Genomic DNA, 23,898 nt, shown 5'->3' on the forward strand with positions numbered 1-23,898 from the left:
TACAGCTTTTTGCTTTTCCGCTATCATGTGCTCGGTTATTCTTTACCTCATATAGATTAAGAAACATCTTTTGAATCTCACGGGTTAAGCTGAAATCGCTAAACGAGCTGTCTTATGGGGGAGGCCGCGTCAGTGGTGGTCCGACACTTCGGCGAAGGGTGCCGCAGGCACCCCCAAGACTATGAGGCTGGCAGCCGAAATGGTCGCGAGCTAAAGCTACCTCCCACCGATGCCATTATCAGGCTGCCGCCGCCGACCATTGTTAGTAAAGATTCTTTAACGATCAATTTAACACCCAACACGGCTGTCAGGATTGTTTGTTCAGCACGATTTGCCAAGTACGATTTTTCAGGGAACCGACGTTACATGACCCAGTTTGATGCCTCTCAGTACGGCGCGAGTTCCATCGAAGTCCTGTCGGGCCTCGAGCCGGTACGTAAGCGTCCCGGTATGTATACCGACACAACTCGCCCCAATCACCTTGCTCAGGAAGTCATTGATAACAGCGTCGATGAAGCGCTAGCGGGCCACGCCACCATGATCAATGTCGTGCTACATAGCGACGGCGGGATTGAAGTGCAGGATAACGGCCGTGGTATGCCCATCGACCTACACCCGGAGCACGGTGTTTCAGGCGTTGAGCTGATCTTTACCAAATTGCACTCGGGTGGCAAATTCTCCTCGACTAGCTACCGTTTCTCGGGCGGCCTACACGGGGTAGGGGTCTCGGTGGTTAACGCGCTGTCGCGCCGGTTAGATGTAGAAGTCACCCGGGATGGCGCCCGCCATGCCATGGCCTTTGAGTTCGGTGAGAAAGTCGAAGAGCTGCATGAAATTGGCAAAGCCCCCAAGCGGGCGAGCGGCACTTTGGTGCGTTTCTGGCCGGACGAGAGCTACTTCGATAGTCCCAAGCTAGCGCTAACCCGGTTGAAACACCTGTTGCGTGCCAAAGCGGTGCTGTGTCCCGGTTTAAAAGTCACGCTGGTAGAACCTGACGGCACCTCCACCGAGTGGGAGTTCGCCGATGGTTTGCGCGACTATTTAGTTGAAGCCACCGATGGTTATGAAGTACTGCCCAAGGAGCCTTTTGTGGGCCACTTCAACGACGATGAGCACGGCGTGGACTGGGCGATTCAATGGCTACCGGAAGGCGGCGAAGCGCTGCTGGAGAGCTACGTTAACCTGATTCCTACTCCCCAGGGCGGCACCCACGTAAACGGTTTTCGTTCCGGGCTGCTGGACGCGCTGCGCGAATTCTGCGAATACCGCAACCTGTTGCCCCGCGGCATCAAACTCACCGCCGATGATCTCTGGGAGCGCACCTCCTTTGTGCTCTCGGTCAAAATGCTTGACCCGCAGTTTGCTGGACAAACCAAAGAGCGGCTGTCATCACGCACGATTGCGGGGTTTGTTTCCGGCGTCGTTAAAGACGCTTTCTCGCTCTGGCTGAATCACCACGTGGATCAAGCCGAAGCGATTGCCGAGCTGGTCATCAGCGCGGCGCAGAACCGCCAGAAAAAAGCCAAAAAAGTGGCCCGTAAAAAGGTCACGTCCGGCCCGGCGCTGCCCGGTAAGCTAGCGGACTGCTCAGGCCAAGACCCTGCCCAGAGCGAGCTGTTTTTGGTCGAAGGGGACTCCGCCGGCGGCAGTGCCAAGCAGGCGCGTAACCGCGAGACCCAGGCGATACTGCCGCTGCGCGGTAAAATCCTAAACACCTGGGAAGTTGAAACCCACGATATCTATGGCTCCCAGGAAGTTCACGATATCGCGGTTGCCATCGGTGCCGACCCCGGCAGCGCTGATCTGGAAAAACTGCGCTACCACAAGATCTGTATTCTCGCCGACGCCGATTCCGATGGCCTGCACATTGCCACGCTGCTCTGCGCGCTGTTTGTGCGCCACTTCCCGAGCTTGGTAGATGCAGGGCATGTGTATGTCGCCATGCCACCGCTTTACCGTATCGATCTGGGGAAAGAAGTGCACTACGCCTTGGATGAGAGCGAAAAAGCCGCCATTCTCAAGCAACTGGCCAACAAACGCGGCACGCCTAACGTACAGCGCTTTAAAGGCTTGGGTGAAATGAGTCCGCTGCAACTGCGTGAAACCACCATGTCGACGGAAACCCGGCGCCTGGTGCAGCTCACCTTAACGGAGGGCGACGGCACCATGGAAATGATGGATATGCTACTGGCCAAAAAGCGCGCCAGTGATCGCAAAAAGTGGCTGGAAGATTACGGTAATCTTGCCGATATCGAAGTGTAGGTAAAAGCAGATAAGCGTTAACAAAGCGTTATTGACGTTATTACAGTAAAGCGTACTTTAGCCGATAGTTGAATGTAGAGCTTACAAACTAAAAGACCTAATAAACATACATTCATATATAGGGGGAAGGCTTTTGTTTAACACGATATCTCGACAGTTAACGCTGTCTGCACTTGTACTTATGCTTCTAATGGCGGCCAGTATTTATGGCGTTATGGCGTGGCGAGGTCAGCCGCTGGTTATCGATGCGAGCCAGTCATTGATAGAGCGTACGGGGGGCTCGATTGTCAATGCGCTCAATGGCCAATTAGCCCGGGTCGAAGGTAATACATCGAGCTTGGCGGCTTTGGCCGAATCGCTGCCCCGTGAAGAAGCCATTTACCTTGAGGCCTTGCCGAATGTCGTGGATGACAACGGTAATGCCACGGTGGCGGGAGGTGGTATTTGGCCGGAACCCGGCGCATTTTCCTCAGGTGTCGAGCGCTTTAGCTTTTTCTGGGCACGCAATGCCCAGGGCGAGCTGGAGTTTTTGGATGACTATAACGCAAGCGATATTGCCGCCTATCATGATGAGGCATGGTACAGCAGTGCTCGTGATGCCACCCCAGGGCAGTGTGTTTGGTCTGCTGCTTATCGCGATCCGGCGACCGGCGTCGCGATGGTGACTTGTAGCGTGCCTTATTACCTCGATAATGACTTTGCCGGTGTGGCCACCATTGATATGCAGTTAAACGGTGTTGCTGAGTTTCTCGCCGAAAATGGTGGTGGAACGGGCGGCTATGCCTTTGTACTGGATAAAGATCACAACGTGATTGACCTGCCGGGCGTTGAGCAGGCGTCGGATGAAATGCGCGGCCTGGGCGATTTAGTGGGGGACATGCCTTGGCTCCAGCCCGTTGTAGAGGCCGTTGAGGCTGGCCGCGAGGAGGCCAATGTCGAAAGTGCGGGCGTTTTAGATGAGCCTGCGGCAGTGCGTTTGTTTGATATGCCAGACACTGGCTGGACACTCGGTTTGGTAACGCCTAGCGAACAGGTAACGGCCTTGGCGCGCACCTTAACGCGTGATTTATTGATGTTTATTTTACCGCTGTTGGCGCTGCTGCTGGCGCTAGGCTGGTGGGGCGGGCGTATCCTGTTACGTCAGATTCGCAGTACTACTGGGCAGATTGATCAACTGGGCCAGGGCGGTTCCAGCCGTGAACTGACCATTTATCGCGATGATGAAATCGGCGAGCTACGCGGTGCCGTTAATCGCTACGCGGAGAAGTTACAGCGTCTGTTTGGTGACGTGCGTGGTGTCGCGGATGCCATTGCCAGTGAGTCGACGGAAATTGCCGCGGGCAATACCGAGCTTTCTAGCCGCACTGAGCAGCAAGCGGCTTCTCTGCAAGAGACTTCTTCTACGATGGAAGAGATGGCCGCTACGGTGAAGCGCAATGCTGATAACGCTCAAGAGGCGGATCAGCGCGCGAAAGAGTCAGCAGAAAAAGTGAAACAGGGTGGAGAGCAGGTATCACGGCTGGCGCAATCCATGGAGGCCATCAACGCAAGCTCTACTGAGGTCTCTTCGATAGTCGATGTGATTGAAAATATTGCCTTCCAAACCAATATTTTAGCGTTAAATGCCTCTGTGGAAGCGGCGCGAGCCGGTGAACATGGGCGTGGCTTTGCGGTAGTGGCCAGCGAAGTACGTGAGCTGGCATCGCGCAGTGCTGCTTCTGCCAGAAACATTAATGGGCTGATTAAAACCACCTCGGAGCAGATTGCCACCGGTAGTGGCTATGCCCAAGCAGCTGAATCCGCCATGAAAGATATCGTGGTGGCGATTGAAGAGGTTACTGCACGTATTAGCGAAATCAGCCAAGCATCTGGCGAGCAGACCAACGGTATTGATGAGATCAACCGGGCGGTCACGCAAATGGATACGGTGACGCAGCAAAATGCCGGGTTGGTTAGCGAAGCAGCGAGTGCTGCCAATGAGCTGTCGTTACAGGCTCAGCGCTTAAAAGGGTTGTTAGATGAGTTCCACGGTAGTTCTCACGAATCGTCATCTACGGCAGCGCTATCTAATGCATCAAACGAAAGGTATCAATTAACATAGCGAGCCATGTTAAGTGGCCGCGTGTCCGCTTATCAGCCGCCCCAACAGGGGCGGTTTTGTTGTCAAGGTAGGATATGATCGACATGGATATTCAAGTAGCGGAAGGAGACGTCGAGCGTCTCTCCCTGCGCGACTACACTGAAAAAGCGTACCTCGACTACTCGATGTACGTCATTCTCGACCGCGCCTTGCCCAATATCGGCGACGGCATGAAACCCGTGCAGCGGCGAATCATTTACGCCATGCGCGAGCTGGCGCTGCACGCCAATGCCAAGTACAAAAAGTCGGCGCGTACCGTCGGTGACGTACTGGGTAAATTCCACCCCCATGGCGACAGCGCCTGCTACGAAGCCATGGTGCTCATGGCGCAGCCGTTTAGCTACCGCTACCCGCTGGTAGACGGCCAAGGCAACTGGGGTAGTCCCGACGACCCCAAATCCTTCGCCGCCATGCGCTACACCGAAGCCAAGCTTTCCAAGTTCGCCGAAGTGCTGCTGGGTGAACTAGGCCAAGGCACCGTCGATTGGGCGCCCAACTTTGATGGCACCATGCAGGAGCCGCTGGTACTGCCGGCCAAGTTACCCCATGTGCTGCTCAATGGCGGCACGGGGATTGCGGTTGGCATGGCCACCGATATTCCCCCTCATAACGTGTCGGAAGTGGTTGAAGCTACCTGTCATCTGCTGCGCAATCCCAAGGCGACGACTGCCGATTTAATGGAATTCGTGCCCGCGCCGGATTTTCCCACCGATGCGGAAATTATTACCCCGCCCGCGGATCTTCGGAAGCTCTACGAATCCGGTCGTGGCTCGGTCAAATTGCGTGCCCGCTACATCCGCGAAGAAGCCAATATTGTTATCACCGCCGTGCCCTATCAGGTCAGCGGTGCCAAAGTATTGGAGCAGATTGCCGCGCAAATGCAGGCCAAAAAGCTGCCCATGGTGGCTGACCTGCGCGATGAGTCGACCCACGAAGAGCCTACGCGTCTGGTCATTGAGCCGCGCTCCAACCGCATTGACGTAGAGTCATTGATGGCGCACCTGTTCGCTACCACCGATCTGGAAAAGAACGTGCGGGTGAACATGAACGTGATCGGTCTGGATGGCCGTCCAAGGGTCATGCCGCTGCCGGAAATGCTGGGTGAGTGGCTGCAGTTTCGTCGCAGCACGGTGCGCCGTCGTTTAGAGCACCGCTTAGGCAAAGTTGAAGACCGACTGCATATCCTGGAAGGCTTGTTGATCGCCTACCTTGATCTGGACGAAGTGATCCGCATCATTCGTGAAGAGGACGATCCGAAAGCTTCGCTGATGGCGACCTTTAATCTCTCCGAGCGCCAAGCGGAAGCCATTTTAGAGCTGCGCCTGCGTCACCTTGCCAAGCTCGAAGAGATGAAAATTCGCGGCGAGCAGGATGAACTGGAAAAAGAGCGCAAATATTTAGAGGGGCTGCTGGGCAGCGAAGCCAAGCTCACTACGCTGATCGAAAAAGAGATCCGCGCGGCGGGTAAAGAGCATGGCGACGAGCGTCGTTCACCGCTGGTAGAGCGTGAAGAGTCCAAGGCGCTTTCAGAAGTTGAGCTGCTGGGCGCCGACCCGATTACCGTGGTGCTCTCCGATAAAGGCTGGATTCGTGCGGCCAAGGGACACGATATCGATCCCGAGGGGCTCTCTTATAAAGCCGGGGATAGCTTCCAACTGGCGGCGAAAGGTAAAACCAATCAGCCCCTGGTACTGCTGGATGACACCGGGCGTGCCTATACGCTGTCGGCGCATAACCTACCCAGTGCGCGGGGCCAGGGTGAGCCGGTCACCGGGCGTGCTAACGTTGCCGCCGGGGCTAAAATGGCGGGGCTGATGTTCGCACCGCCGGAGCGGCGCTTCGTGCTTGCCACTGACGGCGGTTATGGTTTTGTGGCGCGGCTCGATACGCTCATCGGTAAAAACAAAGCCGGTAAAGCGGTGCTTAGCCTGCCCAAAGGCTGCAATGTGATGGCGCCGGTTGAAGTGCCAGAGGGTGACGAGCTGTGGGTTGCCTCGGTTTCAAACGAGGGCCGATTACTGCTATTCCCCTTGGATCAACTACCGGAAATGTCCAAAGGCAAAGGCAATAAGATGCTCGATATCCCTGGCCCACGCGCCGCCCGCCGGGAGGAGTTTGTTACCGGCATTGTGGTGCTTGCTGCTAGTGACGCGCTGATGATTCATGCCGGTAAGCGCAAGCTAACCCTAAAAGCCGACGATCTGGCCTATTATCGCGGCGAGCGTGGCCGACGCGGCAGCAAGCTGCCCCGAGGGTTCCAAAAAGTTGACCGTTTAGAGGCAGGAGAGTAAATGATGGCAGGCGGTGACTTGATCCTAACCGTATTAGCGGCGCGTTTATCCGCAGATATTCAATCCCAGGTAGATGCACTGATCGTGCAGTTTGGCCTACAAGAAAAGAGCACCCAGCGCCTTGCCGACGCCTCGTTACAGCAGAATAAGTGCATCGACTGTATTGAGTACCGTCTGGTAGGTGAGGTGGATATTGAAGCTGTCCGCAATGCGGCATTGGTACTGAGCGAAACCCTGAGTGTCGATATTGTTGTCCAAGCGAATACCCGCGATCACGTTCAGCCCCGTTTGGTCTGTTTCGATATGGACTCTACGCTGATCAAAGCTGAAGTGATTGACGAACTGGCCCGCCGCCACGGCGTGGGGGATGAAGTCGCTGAAGTCACAGAGCGTGCCATGCGTGGCGAGCTGGATTTTAAGGCAAGCTTTCGGGAGCGGATGAGCAAACTGGATGGTTTGGATGAGTCCGTGCTGGCGGAGATCGCTGAGGAACTACCGCTTATGGAAGGCGTAGAGCGCTTAATGGCCAACCTGAAACGCCTAGGCTATCGCACTGTGATTCTCTCCGGCGGCTTTACCTACTTTGCTCGCCACTTGCAGAAGAAGCTGGGCTTTGATGAGATCCATGCCAATGAACTAGTTATCGAAAATGGCAGGGTAACCGGCGAGGTAAGCGAACCGATCGTCGATGCCGAGCGAAAAGCCGAGCTATTAGAGTCCATTGCGCTAAGAGAAGGTTTTACTCTGGATCAAACGGTTGCGGTGGGGGATGGCGCCAATGATCTCAAAATGCTTGCCAAAGCGGGGATGGGGATTGCGTTTCGGGCCAAGCCCTTGGTGCGGGCCCAGGCACGCCAGGCGATTTCAACCTCGGGCCTTGATGGTGTGCTCTATCTACTGGGCTATCACCAGCAGGATTTAACCCCGTAATGTAATGCGGCTGGAAGCTAATTGTGGGAGGCCGCTTCAGCGGGCGAAGGGAGCAGAATGCTCCCCAAGATTATCAGCCTAAAGGGTCGCGAGCTAAAGCTACCTCCCACTGTGGGACTATGTATGCTGGAAGCCAGTTGGTTGTGAGCTAAAGTCCCGCTCACTTAGGCAGGCGTTTTTATTGTTATCGTTTTTAGCCATGGCCTTTATCCGGGTGGGGAACCGGTTTATCGCCGACTTCTTCTGGACGCAGCTCTACCGGCTTACCCTGGGTTTTATCAGCGTGCTTTAAACGCAGGTGCAAGCCGGACTTGGCCAGCAAGTGGGCACTAACGGGGGCGGTAATGAACAAGAAGAGCGTAATCAACATTTCCTGAATATCGGGTTTGCCCTCCACGCTCCAGAAATACATCATCGAAGCGATCAGCATACAGCCGATACCCAGAGTGGTGGCCTTAGTTGGGCCATGCAGGCGCATATAAAAGTCACGCAAGTGGGCCATCCCTAGCGAACCAATAAACACAAAGATGCCGCCAGCAACCAGCAGCAGCGAAATAACCGCCTCTATTACTCCTGACATAACGCCCCCCGGCATAATCCTTTCTGGCATTGCGGCTGCCTCTTTTGGGAGGCGATGATCACGTTCATCATTCGATAATATCTCCGCGCAGAATATATTTGCACACCGCTACCGTACTGATGAAACCTAGCATAGCGATCAGCAGCGCTGACTCGAAATAGGTTTTGCTGTTCAGCCATAGCCCCAGCAGCACAATCAGTGCAATCGAGTTGACGTACATAGTGTCCAGGGCGAGTACCCGGTCGGGCAGGCTGGGGCCGATGGTCAGCCGGTAGAGATTCATCAACAGTGCCATCACCACGAGAGCTAAGGTGATATAAAGCGCAATGCTCAGCATTCGTAAATCTCCTTGAGCGGACGTTCGTAGCGCTCACGAATCTGGTTAATCAGCGCCTCCTCATCGTCCACGTTTAAGGCGTGAATCAGCAGCGACTTGCCATCCATGCGTAGATTGGCCGATACGGTGCCCGGTGTCAGGCTGATCGTGCTGGCCAGCAGCGTAATGGTGAAGCGCTCTTCGAGCATAAGTGGATATTCAATGAAGTGAGGCTTAAGTTTGCGCCACGGGTTGGCGATCAAGTAAGCCACTTCAAAGTTGGCAGTGATAATGTCGCCCAGCACCCGGAAAATAAACCGCAAAAGCGCGAAAGGTTTGGCGATAAGCGGTCGCGCATCCCAAAAGCGGTGGGTCAGCAGAGGGATCAAAATGGCTAACGAGCCACCGAGTACGAATTGACCAAAGGCGTAGCTGCGTACCAGCAGCAGCCAAACGACTAGCAGTAGTATCGATAAAACAGGCGTGGGTAGCCAGGAGCGCGGAGCAATCATTGGGCATCTCCAGCATCAGGTAGTAGCGTGCGAATCAGCACCTGGGGGTTGGCTAATTGCTCAGCCGTGGCTTGAGTGTAGCTGCTCACTGGCCCGGCCATGGCGACTAATAGAGGGGCTGCACTCAGCAGCCAAATAACCCCAAACCACTGACAACGGGAAAGCAGCGTACCGCTGATCGTGCCCCGATGGCTTCGCCAAAACAGCGTAGAGCCTGCCCGGGAAAGGGCGATCAGCGAGGCTAAACTGGTTAGCAGTAGCAGCGGCCATAGCCATAGTCGTTGGGTACCTTCGGCAGCATTGAGCATCAATGCTTTGCCGAAAGCACCGGAGAACGGCGGGACGCCTGCGACGGCGATAGCGCCGACAAAAAACAGCATGGCGAGTGCTGCGCCCTGCACCATTGGGCGGCCCTTGACTATACGAGTGCCCGCTTTGCCGCGCTGGAGGCCAATCATTTCCGCTAGCAGGAATAGACCACCGGTGATCAACGTAGTGTGAATCAGATAGTAGAGTAGCGCAGAGACCGCCTGTGGCGAGCGCATGCCGATACCTGCCAGCAGCGTGCCCACTGATACCAGCACCAAATAAGCAACCAGCAGTCGTAAGTCCCGTGCAGCCATTACCCCAACGCCAGCGGCCGCCAGAGTGGCAAGCGATAACCACCATACCCAGGGCTGTTCCAGCGCCTCCAAACCGCCAGCGCTATCGCCAAAAATGAGCGAGTAGACGCGCAGAATGGCGTAAATACCCACTTTGGTCATGATGGCAAACAGCGCCGCCACTGGCGCGGGGGCCGAGGCGTAAGCTTTGGGCAGCCAGAAGTAGAGCGGCAGAATGGCGGCTTTTAACCCAAACACCACCAGCAGCATCAGTGCCCCAGCGCTCACTAAGCCGTCACGCTCTTCGGGTAGTTCGGCTACCCGGATCGCCATATCGGCCATATTGAGCGTGCCCGTAGCGCCATACAGAATCCCCACCGCAATCAGAAACAGCGAGGACCCCGCCAGATTGAGCACCACATAGTGGACGCTGGCTTGAATGCGCGCTTTGCCGCCGCCGTGAAGCAGCAGGGCGTAGGACGCCAGCAGTAGCACTTCAAAAAAGACGAACAGGTTAAACAAATCACCGGTTAAAAAAGCACCGTTAATGCCTAGCAATTGCCACTGAAAAAGGCCGTGGAAGTTGCTGCCTTTTTCATCGTCACCGGCGCAGGCAAACACCACAGCGCCAACAGCCAATACGGCGGTCAGCAGCAGCATTAACGCCGAGAGGCGATCCAGCACTAACACTATGCCGAACGGGGCTTGCCAGTCACCCAGTGCGTAGTAGGTGACTTCACCACTGGCGGCTTGGCGTAATAGGCCTATCGCGACCAGCAGCAGTAGCACTGTGGCAGCAACACTCACCGTGCGCTTGTAACGCACTAATCCTTGGCGCTGATAGAGCAGTAATATGCCCGCGACTAGCGGCAGAACGACAGGGAAAACAATTAGATGCTGCATCATTCTCGGTCTTCCTTTTTACCGTCGACGTGGTCGTTCCCCACTTCACTCCGCGCCCGCATGGCCAGGATCACCACAAACGCCGTCATCGCAAAGCCGATCACTATGGCCGTGAGCACTAGTGCCTGGGGCAGCGGGTCGGCGAAACCTGCACCCTCGGAGACAATGGCAGCTCCATCAGTGGTTAGTCCCCCCATTGAAAACAGGAACAAATTCACTGCGTAAGAGAGCAGCGTAAGGCCCACCACGACCGGGAAGGTACGGCCGCGTAACGTTAGATAGAGGCCAGAAGCCGTCAATACACCGGTGGTCATCGCATAAAGCAGTTCCATTAACGAGGCTCCTTGGCAGAGGTGGCGGCGGCGTTGGCATCAGCATCCTGTTCGCTTGCTTCGGTCACCGGGCGGTGAGCGGTGGTGACCTTACCAAGGTTGGCAAGAATCATAAGCGTAGCGCCCACCACCGCTAAGTAGACACCCAGATCAAAGAGCAGCGCGGTGGCCAATTCAAAGGTACCGATGAGCGGTAGGCTGAAATAGCCAAATGCGGATGTTAAGAACGGGTGACCAAATAGCCAGCTGCCCAGCCCGGTTAGAGTGGCTATCGCCACCCCAATGACGGCTACCGGTTGGAAAGGGAAGTCCAAACGCTCTTGCGCCCACGCCACACCCCGGGCCATGTACAGCAGGATCAAGGCTACCGCAGTAATCAACCCCGCGATAAAGCCACCCCCCGGCTGGTTATGGCCGCGCAGGAAGATAAAGGCAGATACCAACAGCGCTAGTGGCAGCAGCGTCATTGAAATTGACGTGAGTACCGCTGGGTAGCGGTCAGGTGACCATACCCGGCCTTCGCCGTCACTGTGCGGCATAAACAGGCGTAAGCGGTTCAGCAGCTTAAAGATCGCCAGGCCTGCGATGGCGAGTACGGTGATTTCACCCAAGGTGTCGAATCCCCGGAAGTCGACCAGAATCACGTTGACCACATTGTAGCCACCACCACCGGGCTTGCTGTTCTCCACAAAGAAACTGGAAATCGACAGCGTCTCGCGGGTCATGACCGCATAGTTAAGGCTTGCAATCACCAAGCCAAGGGTGCCGGCTAGCAACATATCGCGAACGTTGCGCAGTGGGCTGGATTCGCGTGGGGTTTTCTGGGGCAAGAAAAATAGCGCCAGCATCAGCAGAATCATGGTGACGACTTCCACCGAAAGCTGAGTAAGTGCCAAATCAGGCGCCGAAAAACGAGCAAAGGTGAGCGCCACAAAGAGCCCGACGACCGATAGCATCAGCAGAGAAATCAGCCGGTAGCGGTGAGTGGCAGCGGTGGCCACGCCGCCAAACATCAGCATTCCCGCCCCGAGTATAAGGATACCATCCAGCTCCTGATTGCCGGCAGCACCCGTTAAGTCGGTGATCTGAACCAGGCCGATCCCACCCATAACTAATGCGCCTAGCCAGAGCCAGCCCACGTAACGCTGTAGCGAATTGCCTTCCAGCGCGGCAATAAACTGTTCGGCGCGGTAGCCCATAGCGACAAGAATACGCTCGAACACTCGCCGGGCATCCACCCCGGCAAACTGCTGGGTAAATCGACGCACCTCGGCATGGCGCCAATAGAGTGCAATCCCCACCACGAAGGCGATCACGCTCATGATGAGCGGTAGATTCACGCCGTGCCAAATAGCCAGGTGGAAATCGAGCGGACTACCGATCACCGCTTGGCTGGCGAGTTCAAGTAAGCCCGTTGCCATAAAGGCCGGGAAAAGTCCCACTATCACACACAGGGCTACCAATATTTCTACTGGTAAACGCATGAGGTGTGGCGGCTCGTGGGGCGATTTCGGTGGTTCTTCACGAGCCGGTTTAAAGAAAACGGCGTGTACTAAACGCAGTGAATAGGCCACGGAAAGAATGCCGCCAAGCGCCGCTAACGCGGGTAACAACCAACTTAGGCCACCTAAAACGGGTGTGGCTATCGTCTCGGTGAAAAACATCTCTTTGGATAAAAAGCCATTAAATAGCGGTACGCCCGCCATCGCTGCTGCAGCCAGGGTGGTCAGTAGTGCCGTCACAGGCATGGCTTTTTTCAGACCCCCTAGCTGTTTTAACTCCCGGGTGCCGGTCTCGTGGTCTATGATGCCTGCGCTCATAAACAGCGCGGCTTTAAAGGTGGCGTGATTCAGAATGTGAAACAGCGCGGCCAAGATCGCCATGGGACTGCCGATGCCCAACAGCACGGTGATCAAGCCTAGATGGCTAACGGTGGAGAACGCCAGAATACCCTTCAGGTCGGTCTTCATCAGTGCAAACCAGGCGCCATACAGCATGGTTACGATGCCGACCAGAGAGACCACCACGCTCCACAGCTCGCTACCCGCAATAGCGGGGTGCAGCCGCGCCATTAGAAAAATGCCCGCTTTAACCATGGTGGCTGAGTGCAGATACGCCGACACTGGCGTGGGCGCTGCCATGGCGTGGGGTAACCAAAAATGGAACGGAAACTGCGCCGATTTGGTGAACGCTCCCAGCAGTACCAAACCGAGCATAAGTGGGTAGCGGGAATCCGCCAGAATCACATCGCCGCTAGCCAGCACATCGCCCATGTTGAAGCTGCCCGCCATGTCGCCCAGCAGCAGTAAGCCCGCCAATAGCGCAAGGCCGCCCGCGCCGGTGACTGTGAGCGCCATGCGTGCGCCTTTACGGGCATCCGATTGGTGCGACCAGTAGCCGATCAGCAAAAACGAAGAGAGGCTGGTTAACTCCCAGAACAGCCAGAGCAGAATCAGGTTGTCCGACATGGAAATACCTACCATTGACGCCATAAAAAGCATCAGGAAGGCGTAAAATCGGCCATAGGGTTCGTCTTTGGCTAAATAGTAGTGAGCATAAAGAATAATCAGCAGACCGATGCCGAGTATCAATAGATTGAACAGCAGCGATAGCCCATCCAGGCGGAACGCCAGGTTCAATGCCAGCTCCGGCATCCAGGTAGCCGAAAAACGTAGCTGCTCGCCATCTAAAAGAGCTGGCACGTTGAGTAGCGTCATTACTAGGGCGGTAGCGGGCAGCACCGCCGTTGCAAGGGAACAGAAACCGCGCCCGCGCCGTGCGGTGAGTGCCGGCACCAGTACGCCTAGCAGAGGCAATAAGGCTATCCAAAGCAGTGTCATGGGGATCATCCAGCGGCTAAAGTAAAAAAAGTCAAAAGAGTACCAACAGGGCGTCTAAAGAGGCGTTCTGGTGGCGTAGGATACATCAAGTGAAACAACAGGATATCACTTGTGTAGCAGGCGTGTAATTTTAGTATAAAGTGTGCGGATTAACCGTTGAGAGATTTTTTGTTACATGAGCGAGCCCTTTACTACCTGGCAGTCCCGATTTGAAAAGCTGCGGTCAAACAAGTTTTTTGAAGCGGTAGTGATCGCCATTATCGTCATTTCTGCCCTGGTGATCGGGGCAAAGACCTATGACGAAACCACTCAGGTTGAGCAGTGGCTGCTCTATCTCGATATTGCGGTAACGATATTTTTCCTGATTGAGATTTTAATCAGAATGGCTGCAGAGCGCACCCTGCTCGACTTCTTTAAAAAGGGCTGGAACGTTTTTGACTTTCTGATTGTGACTGCCAGCCTCATCCCCATGGATGACTCGGAAATGGTGCTACTGGCTAGGCTGCTGCGTATCTTCCGGGTACTGCGCCTGGTGTCGATGATTCCAGAGCTTCAGATGCTCCTTAGCGCCCTGGTGAAGTCGGTGCCACGGATGGGCTATGTGGTACTGCTGATGTTTATCATCTTCTATATATACGCCGCCATTGGGAGCTTTCTGTTTCACAATGTAGACGAGGGGCTATGGGGTAATATTTCCCTGGCCATGCTAACGCTATTTCAGGTGGCGACCTTTGAGAGCTGGGCCACCGCTGTGCTGTATCCGGCCATGGAGGTCTACCCATACGCTTGGATCTATTTTCTCACCTTTATCTTTTTGAACGCCTTTATCTTTCTCAATATGATGATTGGTATTGTGCTGGACGTGATGCAGAAAGAGAGCGCGCAAATGGCGCTGGACAACGGCGAAGGTGAAGAAGCCGAGCTGCAGTCGCTGCGCAATGATGTTCGCGGGCTGAAAGCGCAGCTTGATCGCATGGAGTCAGCGCTCTCTCAAGCATACTCGACAGCCCCCACACACCAGAATGACGCGGGCGGTAAGCACAGCGACAAGCCCACAACTGACTGATTTTAGGAGAGCCGCCATGATGTTGACTGATCCTGCCAAAAAGTACCGCCCCTTTGTGGCCGTTGATCTGCCCGACCGCCAGTGGCCGAGCAAGCGTATCGAGACGGCGCCTATCTGGTGCAGCGTTGACCTGCGCGACGGCAACCAGTCGCTGATCGACCCCATGGATCAGGAGCGCAAACAGCGCTTATTCGACATGCTGTTAAGTGTCGGTTTCAAACAGATTGAGGTGGGATTTCCCTCCGCCTCGCAGACTGACTTCGATTTTGTACGTTCGCTGATTGAGCAGGATAAAATTCCTGACGATGTGACCATTCAAGTGCTGACCCAGGCGCGTCCGCACTTGATTGAGCGCACCTTCGAAGCGCTACAAGGCGCCAAAAACGCCATCGTCCACGTCTATAACGCCACCGATCCTATGTTTCGCCGGGTGGTGTTCAATGTCGATAAAGCCGAGTGCGTGCAAATCGCCGTCGAAGCAACCCAGCAGATTCGCGCCCAGATGGACGCCGCGCCGGAGACCAACTGGACGTTCCAGTACTCGCCGGAGCTCTTCACTACCACCGAGATGGATTTTGCCGTTGAAATCGTCGAAGCGGTCATGGACGCTTACGGCACCCGCGCCGATAAGCCCATGATCGTGAACCTGCCTGCCACGGTAGAAGTCGCCACGCCCAACAACTACGCCGACCAGATCGAGTGGTTCTGTCGCCACGTTAAAAACCGCGACCACTTGATTGTCAGCGTTCACCCCCATAACGACCGAGGTACCGGCGTAGCAGCGGCAGAGCTGACGCTGATGGCCGGGGCTGATCGCGTTGAGGGCACGCTGTTTGGGAACGGCGAGCGCACTGGCAACGTTGATATCGTCACCCTGGCGATGAATATGTACACCCAGGGCGTTAACCCCCAGCTCGATTTTTCCAATATCACCCCGATCATGCGCGAAGTGGAGTACTGCAACCAACTGCCGGTACATCCGCGCCACCCCTACGTGGGAGACCTGGTGTTCACCGCCTTTTCCGGCTCCCACCAGGATGCGATCAAAAAGGGTATGGCGGATCGCCGCGCCAATCCGGATGCCGTTTGGGATGTGCCTTATTTGCCTATCGACCCGCTGGATGTGGGCCGCAGCTACGAAGCGGTAATTCGGGTTAACAGCCAGTCGGGTAAAGGCGGTGTTTCCTACCTGCTTGAGCAGGAACACGGTATTGAGCTACCGCGTCGGCTTTCCATCGAGTTCAGCCAAGTGGTGCAGGAAGTGGCAGAGCGCACCGGTCGTGAGATCACCTCGCAGATGATCTATCAGGCGTTCTCGGATGAGTATTTGGAGCAGCGAGTGCCCTTTGCGTTGGTTAACCACCGTTTGTCGTCTGAACCTGACAGCCCCAAAGTTACGCTGGACGCCGTGATTGAGGAGAACGGCACACGGCAAACGTTAAAGGGCGAGGGCAACGGCCCGTTAGCGGCCTTTGTTAAAGCGCTGGCAGCCGCAGGTCACGATGTAGAGATTATTGACTACCACGAGCACTCCCGTGGCCAGGGCGCCGACGCTGAAGCCATTGCCTACGTGGAAGTGCGTATCGATGGCAAAGCGGTATTCGGTGTCGGTAACGATGAAAGCATTACCAGCGCGTCCATGAAGGGGGTATTGAGCGCGATCAATCGCCACCACTCGACCCAGCCTGCGGCGGCCAACGTAACGGCGGAGACGTTGGGGTAAGCCTGCGGTTACCAATTAAGTGAGGTGGAGTGCGATGCGGCCCTGGCAGATAGTGGTAGTAACCGCGATAGTGATCGCCGGGCTAGCAGCAACCTTAGCTTCCCATGAGCCGTTTGAGTCCAAACTGGTTCGGTTGGAAGCTCAGCGGGCGCTGCCTTCGCTGGAGGCGTCACTACAGCAGGAAACACCGGAGCTCAATGCGCTGTTTCTCAGCTATGCTGACGATCAGGCGCTGTGGATGAGCGCCTCTTTGGCGATGTTGCGCCATGGTGATATAGCCCGCGATGTACTGGTGGAGTACGGCTTACTGCCCGATTTTCAGCGAGTACTGGTGCGCTATGGGGCTGATGCCGTTCTGCCCATTAGCTACTTTCGCAGTCACGATGTGGCCACGCTGAGGGCGCAGCACTGGGTCGGCGAGCGTTATCAGCAGTTCAACCGCTGGTGGAGCGATGAGGAGGGAGAGGCGGATTCAGCGTTTACTCCTTATCGACGTGGGCAGATGGGCATTGTGCTGCTGGATGCCAATGGTCACGCGCTGCTCAACCAGTTTGTGGTCAGTGAACAAGGCGACGTGGAGTGGCTACAGGGTGAGCGTCTGGTTGCGGGCCTAGGCGATTTCTTCACCAGCGGGCTACGCGATTTGGAAAGCCAGTGGCGGCGGGGTGACGACATTGGCGCCGCCGATCTAGGCTGGGCCGGTGTCGATCTACTCGTGATGGCCAGCACCGTGAAGGTGCTGCGGGCAGGCAAGGCCGCTCGTGCTGCCCGGGTGGGCAGTGTGGAAGCCCAGGGGACTCGTGCTGGTTTGCGCCAAGGCGCGTTAATGAGTGGTGGCGGGCGTTTTGCGGCGTTGCCACGTATGGCCAAAGTAGCCGCGGTGGCGGGCACTGCCTATGTAGTGGTTCGCCATCCAAGCCTTGTGAGCGCACTTGGCGCCAACCTCTCTTCCTGGCTAGGCTGGCCAATTTGGTTTGGCCAATTTCTTATCTGGTTCATCGTGCTACTTCCAGTACTCTTCATTGCGCGCTTTATCTACCGCTGGCTACTCACGCCGATACTGTGGCTGCTGGTGCCGCTGATGCGGGTATGCTTTAGGGCGGCAAACAATCAGTTAGCCAGGCGTACCAAGCCTCAGACCCGTGATCTTGGCTGAAGCAGTGAGAGAAAGTAGTTGTTAACGTAAACGGGGCGGCCTCAGAGGCCACCCCGTTTATCATTTTATCTACGCTAAGGGTTATTCTGGTAGCGCATAAACCGCAAGCTGATCACCTACCTGATCTTTCAGGATGGTATTGCCACCGGAAACAAAGGCGACATATTGGCGACCGTTGTACTCGTAGACCGCGGGGTTCGAGACGGAGGGGGCTTCGGTCTGATCCGACCAGAGCTCCTCGCCGGTTTCAAGGGAGTAGGCACGCACCTTGGCATCCATGGAAGCGCCAATAAAGATAATATCGCCTGCTGTGACAGCCGGGCCACCGATGGTGGGCGAGCCCCAGCTCTCAGGCATATAAAAGCCATACTGTTGCGATGCACCCACCGGACGACGCCACTTGATATCACCGCTGGTCATATCCAGAGCGACAAGCTCGCCAAAGGGTGGCTCCCAGCAGGGCATGCCTAGCCGATTAAGTGCTACCTCAAGACGCATCCCGTAGGGCGCGCCTTCCTGGGGGGCGAAGCCGCTTTCGTTGCCGGAGCCGCTATCTGCCTTTTCATACTCTTCTCGATTGTAGAGCTTAATGTACTGCACAATGTGCGAAGTGTTGACGATCGCCGTCTGGCTTTTAGGATCAAAGGCCACGCCGCCCCACTGTACGCCGCCCGCACTGATCGGGTAGCCGAGCGTGCCTTCGCCTTGGGTAGTGGGCGGGGTGTACATACCTTCATAGTGAAGGTCGTCCCACAGCGCAGAGCACTCCCCAAAGCTAACCGCGTCGGCCAGCGCCCAGACATTGGGCTTTTCAGATTGATCTAACAGCGGTGCCGGTTTAGTCGGGAAAGGCTGGGTCGGCGCGTAAACTTCGCCCTCAACGCTGCCGTCTCCGCTGGGTACCGGGCGCTCCTCAATCGGCCAAACGTCTTCGCCTGTTTCGCGATTAACCACGAACAGAAAGCCCATCTTGGTTGCTTGGATGAGTGCCGGTATTTCTTCACCATCCACTGTGATGTCCATCAGCGTTGGTGCGGCATTGATATCATAATCCCAGATATCGTGATGCACCCACTGCCGCGACCAAACCACTTCGCCGGTCTCGATATCCAGGGCGGTGGTGGATGTGCCCAGAGGCACTTCTTCGGTGCGATTGCCTCCCCAGTAGTTCGGTGAGGGTGAGGAAACCGGCAAGTAAACTAAGCCGCGCTCCTCGTCGGCAGACATGTGTGTCCAAACGTTGGCAGTGCCGCTTTGATCGCGCATCTCATCTGAGAGTGCCTGGAACGTCCATTCACGTTCTCCAGTGCGGGCATTAATTGAGTAAACGGTGCCGGGTGGCGCCTGTTCGTAGGCCCAGTCCATCCCCGCCCAGCCGAGCACCAAGTGGTCTCCCACCACGGTAGGGGGTTGTAATAGCGAAAGCGGCCAGCGGTCGTTGGTGTCGTTCCACTGGTTGACGTCGAGCACACCGTTATTGGCAAAATCGGCACACTGTTCGCCACTATCGGCGTCGATCGCGAACAGCTGTGCATCCATGGTGCCCATATAGATAATTTTCTGACAGGGCTCGCCTGCTACCGGATCGTCGGCTTCCCAATAGGCCACACCACGGTTTTTCAAAGCGGGTTGAGTTAGTGCTTCCAGGGATGATTGAGTATCGAAACTCCATTTCTCTTCGCCACTACCGGGGTCTAACGCGAGTATGCGGTAGAAGGGGGTGCCAATATAAAGAGTATCGTTAGCAAACACCGGGGTAGCTGACCAAACGGTGGCTGGCAACTCACCTGAGCCATCCGCGACATCGCCGGTATGCACTTCCCATACCTTCTCCAGCTCGCCGACGTTATCAGTATTGATTTGATCAAGCGGGCTATATTTTTGGGCATTAAGCTGGCCATGGAAGCTGTCCCAGGTCGGCTCGCCAGGCACCAACGGGATGGGAGCGCGACTGGGCGCTTCTTCTTGCTCGGGATTCTCCTGCTCACTGGGTTTATCCTGAGCCAGTAACGGCAAGGGCGTAAAACACATCGCCAGGGCGGTGACTGCGCCTAAGCCTGGAGTTATCGATTTAAACGGGGTGGATAGTAGTGTCGGCATGGGCGGCTCCTCAGGTGTGGGTGAGACGGGCGTGATGGGTTGCGCGAACCATATCAACAATCAAGCCGATCAGACCGACTACCATGGCTGCACTGATCCACCACTGATGCAGCAGCATCCCGGCGAAAAATGTACCGGCAAGCCCCATCAGGATGAGTATCCGCAGGGCGATGGAAGCGCCACGTCCTTTAACTTTAAAGAGGAGTAACGCCATCATCGCAAGGGCGATGCAGGCCACAATGGCGACCAGTGCCCCGAGCGTTCCAGTGACTCCGGTTAGTGGTGTGAAATAGGCATATACAGCGATGGCAAGCCCGGTAAGCGAGGCTATTAAGAGGACGAGAGCGCCCGGTCTGGACGAGAGGGATGGTGACATAACGCTATGGCCTCCTGCTGAGTGGGATGCCCAACGTTGAGGCTAATTCAACGTCGGAAATCGTTAGCACTATAACTTTAGCAGAAAACGATATTTTTACGATCTGGGTGACATGTCTTGATTAACTGTAGCAACACCTAGTGCTGTTTATTCAATGAAGGGGAGGCATTGTAAAAGCGTGCGCCTCAGCTAAACTAAACCTATTAAACTAAGCTAACTAACCAAGTCGCATTTTTAGGAGATTTTATATGGAGGCTATCAATATTCACGAAGCTAAAACACGTTTGTCTCAGCTGGTGGCGAGGGCTGCCGAGGGAGAGGGGTTTATTATTGCCAAAGCAGGCAAACCGATGGCACGCGTGACGGCCATTGATAGCCCTGCTTCTGGCCAGCAAAAGCGTCTGGGATTTCTGGCAGGCCAGTTTAAGATACCTAATGACTTTGATCGTATGGGGCAGGAGGAAATAGCTGAGATGTTTGGAGGTTGATGTGAATCTACTTCTGGACACGCATGTTTTGCTCTGGGCGGCAGCAGCGCCGGAGAGGCTTTCTGCTGATGCGCGAGCTATGATTAATGACGAAGATAACAGGCTCTATTTTAGCGCTGCCAGCATATGGGAAGTGGTCATTAAGAACAGCCTGCAACGCCCTGATTTTCACGTTGACCCGCACTTGTTGCGTCGCGGGCTATTAGATAACGGCTATTTAGAACTCCCTATCAGTTCATTGCATACACTCAACGTTGCTCATTTACCAATCATCCACAAAGATCCTTTTGATCGAATTTTGGTGGCCCAGGCAGAAGCTGAGGGATTTTTGCTGCTTACTGCGGATGAGCTGGTGGCTCAGTATGCTGGGCCTATCCGGAGGGTATAGCTAACTTTTGGCTTAAGGCTTCAGCACTGAGCTATTCAAGCGTCTCAGTGCCGCTGTTTCTTCAACATGCGTCACAACGGCGTTTTACTTCCCCTTCCAGGAATTTCCCGCACCAGGCGTGGCATTAAGAATCCAGGAAGATGATCACGTAGTTGAGCTACCAGCTCGTGCGCTTCTTCATCCGACACATCAAAGTGCGCAGCACCCTGAACTGGATCCAGTACGTGCAGGTAGTAGGGCAGAATACCCGCTTCGAATAGTCGTTCAGAAAGCGCGGCCAGCGTAGCAACGTTATCGTTAACGCCTTGCAGAAGTACACTCTGGTTGAGTAGCGTTGTACCGGCTTGTTTAAGGCGCGCGCAGGCATCAATCACCGCCTGGTCGATTTCGTTGGCGTGGTTAATATGCAGCACCACCACTTTTTGCAGGCGTGTAGCGGAGAGCCAACCGAGCAGGGCGTCATCGACCCGATCGGGAATCACCACCGGCAGGCGGGTATGAATGCGTAGCCGTTTTAGGTGCGGGATGCTTTCTAGCTGCTCCACCAGCCATGCCAACTGGCGATCGCTGGCGGCCAGTGGATCGCCGCCAGACAGAATCGCCTCGTGAATAGTGGTGTCAGCGCGCAGGTAATCCAGCGCTTCCTGCCACTGCGCCCTGGAGGGTGAGTTGTCGCTGTAGGGGAAATGGCGGCGAAAGCAGTAGCGGCAGTTGATGGCGCAGTTGGGGCTGGCTATAAGCAGCACCCGGCCAGCATACTTATGGATAAGCCCTTTGGCGGGCCGATGTTCGGCTTCTTCAAGCGGGTCGACGACATAGCCATTTGGCGTGAGCGCTTCCTCGCTCAGCGGCAGAACCTGGCGCAGCAAGGGGTCGTTTTTGTCGGCATAGGCTATTCTGTTGAGATACGCCTCAGGCACACATACGTCAAACAGTGCATGTCCAGCCTTGGCGCCCGCTAACCAGTCGTGGCTTAGTCCTAGCCGTTCGCATAGTGTTTGCGGGTCACGAATGGCATGAGAAAGCTGCTGCTGCCAAGTGGAATGTGCCAGTGAGTCGCGATGACTTTGCGTTTCAGACGCGGCAATAATGATGTTCTCCTGCAAAAAAGCCCTCCTTCGGGTTATCATGCGCGCACTTATTTAACGACGCCATTTGCAACGCTACTGGTATATAAACCTGCTGACGGCGGTAAAGTGTGGCTTCGCGCATCACCTGTTGAAACAAATAACTGAAATGGATGATTGAGAGACATTATGGCGAACTATTCTACCAACGAATTCAAGGCCGGTCTGAAAGTAATGCTCGACGGCGATCCTTGTTCGATCGTTGAGAACGAGCTGGTCAAGCCAGGCAAGGGCCAGGCGTTTAACCGCGTTAAGCTGCGGAATTTGATGACTGGACGCGTAGGTGAGAAGACTTTTAAATCCGGTGACTCACTGGAAGGTGCCGATGTCATGGATTTAGAGATGGAGTATCTCTACACCGATGGCGATATGTGGCATTTCATGAAGACCGATGGCTCGTTTGAGCAGTATGCGGTAGAGAAAAAAGCGCTAGGCGATACCGTCAAGTGGCTGAAAGAGCAGGTGCCCTATATCATTACGCTTTGGGATGATAAGGCCATTTCCGTGACGCCGCCTAACTTTATCGAGTTGGAAGTCGTGGAAACAGATCCCGGTTTGAAAGGCGATACGGCACAGGGTGGTTCTAAGCCTGCGACCCTGTCTTCTGGTGCGGTGGTGCGTGTGCCGCTCTTCATTAACCAGGGTGAAGTGTTGAAAATCGATACACGCAGTGGGGATTACGTCTCCCGCGCTTGATCGCTTTTCAGGGCGCTTGCATGTCTTAATGGCCACGCTTTGTGCGTGGCCATTATTGTTTAAGGTGGTTTTTTCAAGGAGTCGTTATGGCCATTGATTGGCAACCCTCAGCGTCCTTTGAAACGCTGCGCGAACGGGCGCGGTTAATGGCCAAAGTGCGCGCTTTTTTTGCCCAGCGTGACGTGCTGGAAGTGGAAACGCCAGTGTTGGGGCAGGGAGGCAGCACGGATGTGCACTTGGTCTCGCTACACACCTTGGCGCGCACGGACAAAGGGCAGCGCCGTCTATGGCTGCAAACCTCTCCTGAATTCCATATGAAGCGCCTGCTAGCGGCTGGCAGTGGGCCGATTTTTCAGCTTGCGCGCAGTTTTCGCGATGGCGAGATCGGCGCCCGCCACAATATTGAGTTCACCATGCTGGAGTGGTATCGGCCGCAGTTTACGCTGGATCAGCTGATTGGTGAGGCCGCGACGCTCATTATGTCGCTGCTGCCCAGCTTTCCCGGCCCGCTTGTGCATTACCGTTACCGGGAGTTGTTTCATACCTACGTAGAGGTTGATCCGTTCACGACCTCGCTGGAGAGACTGCGGGCGATAGCTGCCGAGCGGGCACAAATGCCTGCCCAATCCTTAGCCGATGAAGGTCGCGATACCTGCCTAGACCTGTTAATGAGCGTGGTGATCGAGCCGCAATTAGGCCAGCAGGAGTTAAGCGTGGTGGTTGATTATCCGGCTAGCCAAGCAGCCCTGGCGCGACGCCATCAAGATACAGATGGTGAGTGGGTGGCTTCCCGCTTTGAGGTCTATCTTAACGGTATTGAACTGGCTAACGGCTACGATGAGCTGACCGATGCGACTGAGCAGCGCACACGCTTTGCTGAAGACAACGCTGAACGTCGCCGCTTAGGCTTGCCGGAAGTGGATGTGGATGAGCGGCTGCTGGCCGCACTTGAGCACGGAATTCCCGAAGGCGCCGGTGTGGCGCTGGGGATAGATCGCTTGATTCAGTTGGCACTGGGTAAAGCACGCCTGGAAGACGTGCTTACATTCTCAACGCCCAGCTGTTAGCGG

At 55.5% G+C, this 23,898-nt stretch carries 20 protein-coding genes; 11 read left to right on the top strand and 9 right to left on the bottom strand.

Features of this window, described 5'->3' with window-relative positions:
* Nucleotides 1-366 precede the first annotated feature (366 nt).
* The 4 genes from parE (at nt 367) to serB (ending at nt 7,623) form a co-directional block, all read left to right on the top strand.
* Complete coding sequence (parE, locus tag KF947_RS19645) at nt 367-2,262, top strand: DNA topoisomerase IV subunit B (protein ID WP_133730394.1); 1,896 nt, start codon at nt 367-369, stop codon at nt 2,260-2,262.
* A 133-nt stretch (nt 2,263-2,395) separates the two neighbouring features.
* Complete coding sequence (locus KF947_RS19650; RefSeq protein WP_227404882.1) at nt 2,396-4,363, top strand: methyl-accepting chemotaxis protein; 1,968 nt, start codon at nt 2,396-2,398, stop codon at nt 4,361-4,363.
* A 74-nt stretch (nt 4,364-4,437) separates the two neighbouring features.
* A complete protein-coding gene (parC, locus tag KF947_RS19655; RefSeq protein WP_227404883.1) occupies nt 4,438-6,693 on the top strand; it encodes a DNA topoisomerase IV subunit A in 2,256 nt (751 codons plus the stop codon).
* Nucleotides 6,694-6,696: 3 nt separating this feature from the next.
* Complete coding sequence (gene serB, locus KF947_RS19660) at nt 6,697-7,623, top strand: phosphoserine phosphatase SerB (RefSeq protein ID WP_133730709.1); 927 nt, start codon at nt 6,697-6,699, stop codon at nt 7,621-7,623.
* Nucleotides 7,624-7,816: 193 nt separating this feature from the next.
* On the opposite strand, the gene KF947_RS19665 is transcribed toward serB, so the two are convergent.
* From KF947_RS19665 to KF947_RS19690, 6 genes are all read right to left on the bottom strand, one after another.
* Nucleotides 7,817-8,203 (bottom strand): Na+/H+ antiporter subunit G, encoded by a 387-nt coding sequence (locus KF947_RS19665; protein ID WP_133730710.1) that lies wholly within the window; start codon nt 8,201-8,203, stop codon nt 7,817-7,819.
* Nucleotides 8,204-8,270: 67 nt separating this feature from the next.
* On the bottom strand, nt 8,271-8,540 hold the full coding sequence (locus tag KF947_RS19670) for a K+/H+ antiporter subunit F (protein WP_008958594.1): 270 nt from the start codon (nt 8,538-8,540) through the stop codon (nt 8,271-8,273).
* Nucleotides 8,534-9,031: a Na+/H+ antiporter subunit E gene (locus KF947_RS19675; protein WP_008958595.1), complete on the bottom strand. Its 498-nt coding sequence runs from the start codon at nt 9,029-9,031 to the stop codon at nt 8,534-8,536. Before KF947_RS19675 ends, KF947_RS19670 begins: the two co-directional genes overlap by 7 nt.
* A complete protein-coding gene (locus KF947_RS19680; protein ID WP_227404884.1) occupies nt 9,028-10,539 on the bottom strand; it encodes a monovalent cation/H+ antiporter subunit D in 1,512 nt (503 codons plus the stop codon). Before KF947_RS19680 ends, KF947_RS19675 begins: the two co-directional genes overlap by 4 nt.
* On the bottom strand, nt 10,536-10,868 hold the full coding sequence (locus KF947_RS19685; RefSeq protein ID WP_022523997.1) for a Na+/H+ antiporter subunit C: 333 nt from the start codon (nt 10,866-10,868) through the stop codon (nt 10,536-10,538). The genes KF947_RS19680 and KF947_RS19685 overlap by 4 nt, the downstream gene beginning before the upstream one ends.
* Nucleotides 10,868-13,708 carry a monovalent cation/H+ antiporter subunit A gene (locus KF947_RS19690; protein WP_227404885.1) on the bottom strand — a complete coding sequence of 947 codons (2,841 nt, stop codon included), beginning with the start codon at nt 13,706-13,708 and terminating at the stop codon, nt 10,868-10,870. The genes KF947_RS19685 and KF947_RS19690 overlap by 1 nt, the downstream gene beginning before the upstream one ends.
* Nucleotides 13,709-13,883: 175 nt before the next feature.
* On the opposite strand from KF947_RS19690, the gene KF947_RS19695 reads away from it, so the two are divergent.
* Genes KF947_RS19695 through KF947_RS19705 form a run of 3 tightly spaced genes read left to right on the top strand, consistent with a single transcriptional unit; the run spans nt 13,884 to nt 17,653 of the window.
* Nucleotides 13,884-14,774 carry an ion transporter gene (locus KF947_RS19695; protein ID WP_133730398.1) on the top strand — a complete coding sequence of 297 codons (891 nt, stop codon included), beginning with the start codon at nt 13,884-13,886 and terminating at the stop codon, nt 14,772-14,774.
* Nucleotides 14,775-14,790: 16 nt separating this feature from the next.
* The gene (leuA, locus tag KF947_RS19700) at nt 14,791-16,497 is read left to right on the top strand and encodes a 2-isopropylmalate synthase (protein WP_227404886.1); all 1,707 of its coding nucleotides are present in this window, start codon (nt 14,791-14,793) and stop codon (nt 16,495-16,497) included.
* A 34-nt stretch (nt 16,498-16,531) separates the two neighbouring features.
* A complete protein-coding gene (locus KF947_RS19705) occupies nt 16,532-17,653 on the top strand; it encodes a hypothetical protein (RefSeq protein ID WP_227404887.1) in 1,122 nt (373 codons plus the stop codon).
* Between the two features lie 81 nt (nt 17,654-17,734).
* Here KF947_RS19705 and KF947_RS19710 read toward each other — a convergent pair whose 3' ends face one another.
* Together KF947_RS19710 and KF947_RS19715 are read right to left on the bottom strand one after the other, a co-directional pair.
* Complete coding sequence (locus KF947_RS19710) at nt 17,735-19,753, bottom strand: pyrroloquinoline quinone-dependent dehydrogenase (RefSeq protein ID WP_227404888.1); 2,019 nt, start codon at nt 19,751-19,753, stop codon at nt 17,735-17,737.
* Nucleotides 19,754-19,763: 10 nt separating this feature from the next.
* A complete protein-coding gene (locus KF947_RS19715) occupies nt 19,764-20,129 on the bottom strand; it encodes a hypothetical protein (RefSeq protein ID WP_133730402.1) in 366 nt (121 codons plus the stop codon).
* A gap of 248 nt (nt 20,130-20,377) precedes the next feature.
* Here KF947_RS19715 and KF947_RS19720 point away from each other — a divergent pair, with 248 nt between their 5' ends.
* Entirely contained in the window at nt 20,378-20,617 is a 240-nt protein-coding gene (locus KF947_RS19720) for a type II toxin-antitoxin system Phd/YefM family antitoxin (protein WP_022523990.1), read from the top strand.
* A 1-nt stretch (nt 20,618) separates the two neighbouring features.
* On the top strand, nt 20,619-21,005 hold the full coding sequence (locus KF947_RS19725; RefSeq protein WP_227404889.1) for a type II toxin-antitoxin system VapC family toxin: 387 nt from the start codon (nt 20,619-20,621) through the stop codon (nt 21,003-21,005).
* Between the two features lie 71 nt (nt 21,006-21,076).
* Here the strand turns inward: KF947_RS19725 and epmB are convergent, their stop codons facing one another.
* Entirely contained in the window at nt 21,077-22,111 is a 1,035-nt protein-coding gene (gene epmB / locus KF947_RS19730) for an EF-P beta-lysylation protein EpmB (RefSeq protein WP_227404890.1), read from the bottom strand.
* Nucleotides 22,112-22,261: 150 nt separating this feature from the next.
* Here epmB and efp point away from each other — a divergent pair, with 150 nt between their 5' ends.
* Nucleotides 22,262-22,828 carry an elongation factor P gene (efp, locus tag KF947_RS19735; RefSeq protein ID WP_133730405.1) on the top strand — a complete coding sequence of 189 codons (567 nt, stop codon included), beginning with the start codon at nt 22,262-22,264 and terminating at the stop codon, nt 22,826-22,828.
* An 86-nt stretch (nt 22,829-22,914) separates the two neighbouring features.
* The gene (gene epmA / locus KF947_RS19740; protein WP_227404891.1) at nt 22,915-23,895 is read left to right on the top strand and encodes an EF-P lysine aminoacylase EpmA; all 981 of its coding nucleotides are present in this window, start codon (nt 22,915-22,917) and stop codon (nt 23,893-23,895) included.
* The last annotated feature ends 3 nt before the right edge of the window (nt 23,896-23,898 follow it).

This window comes from Halomonas sp. FeN2 (assembly GCF_020595105.1).
GTDB lineage: Bacteria > Pseudomonadota > Gammaproteobacteria > Pseudomonadales > Halomonadaceae > Vreelandella > Vreelandella neptunia.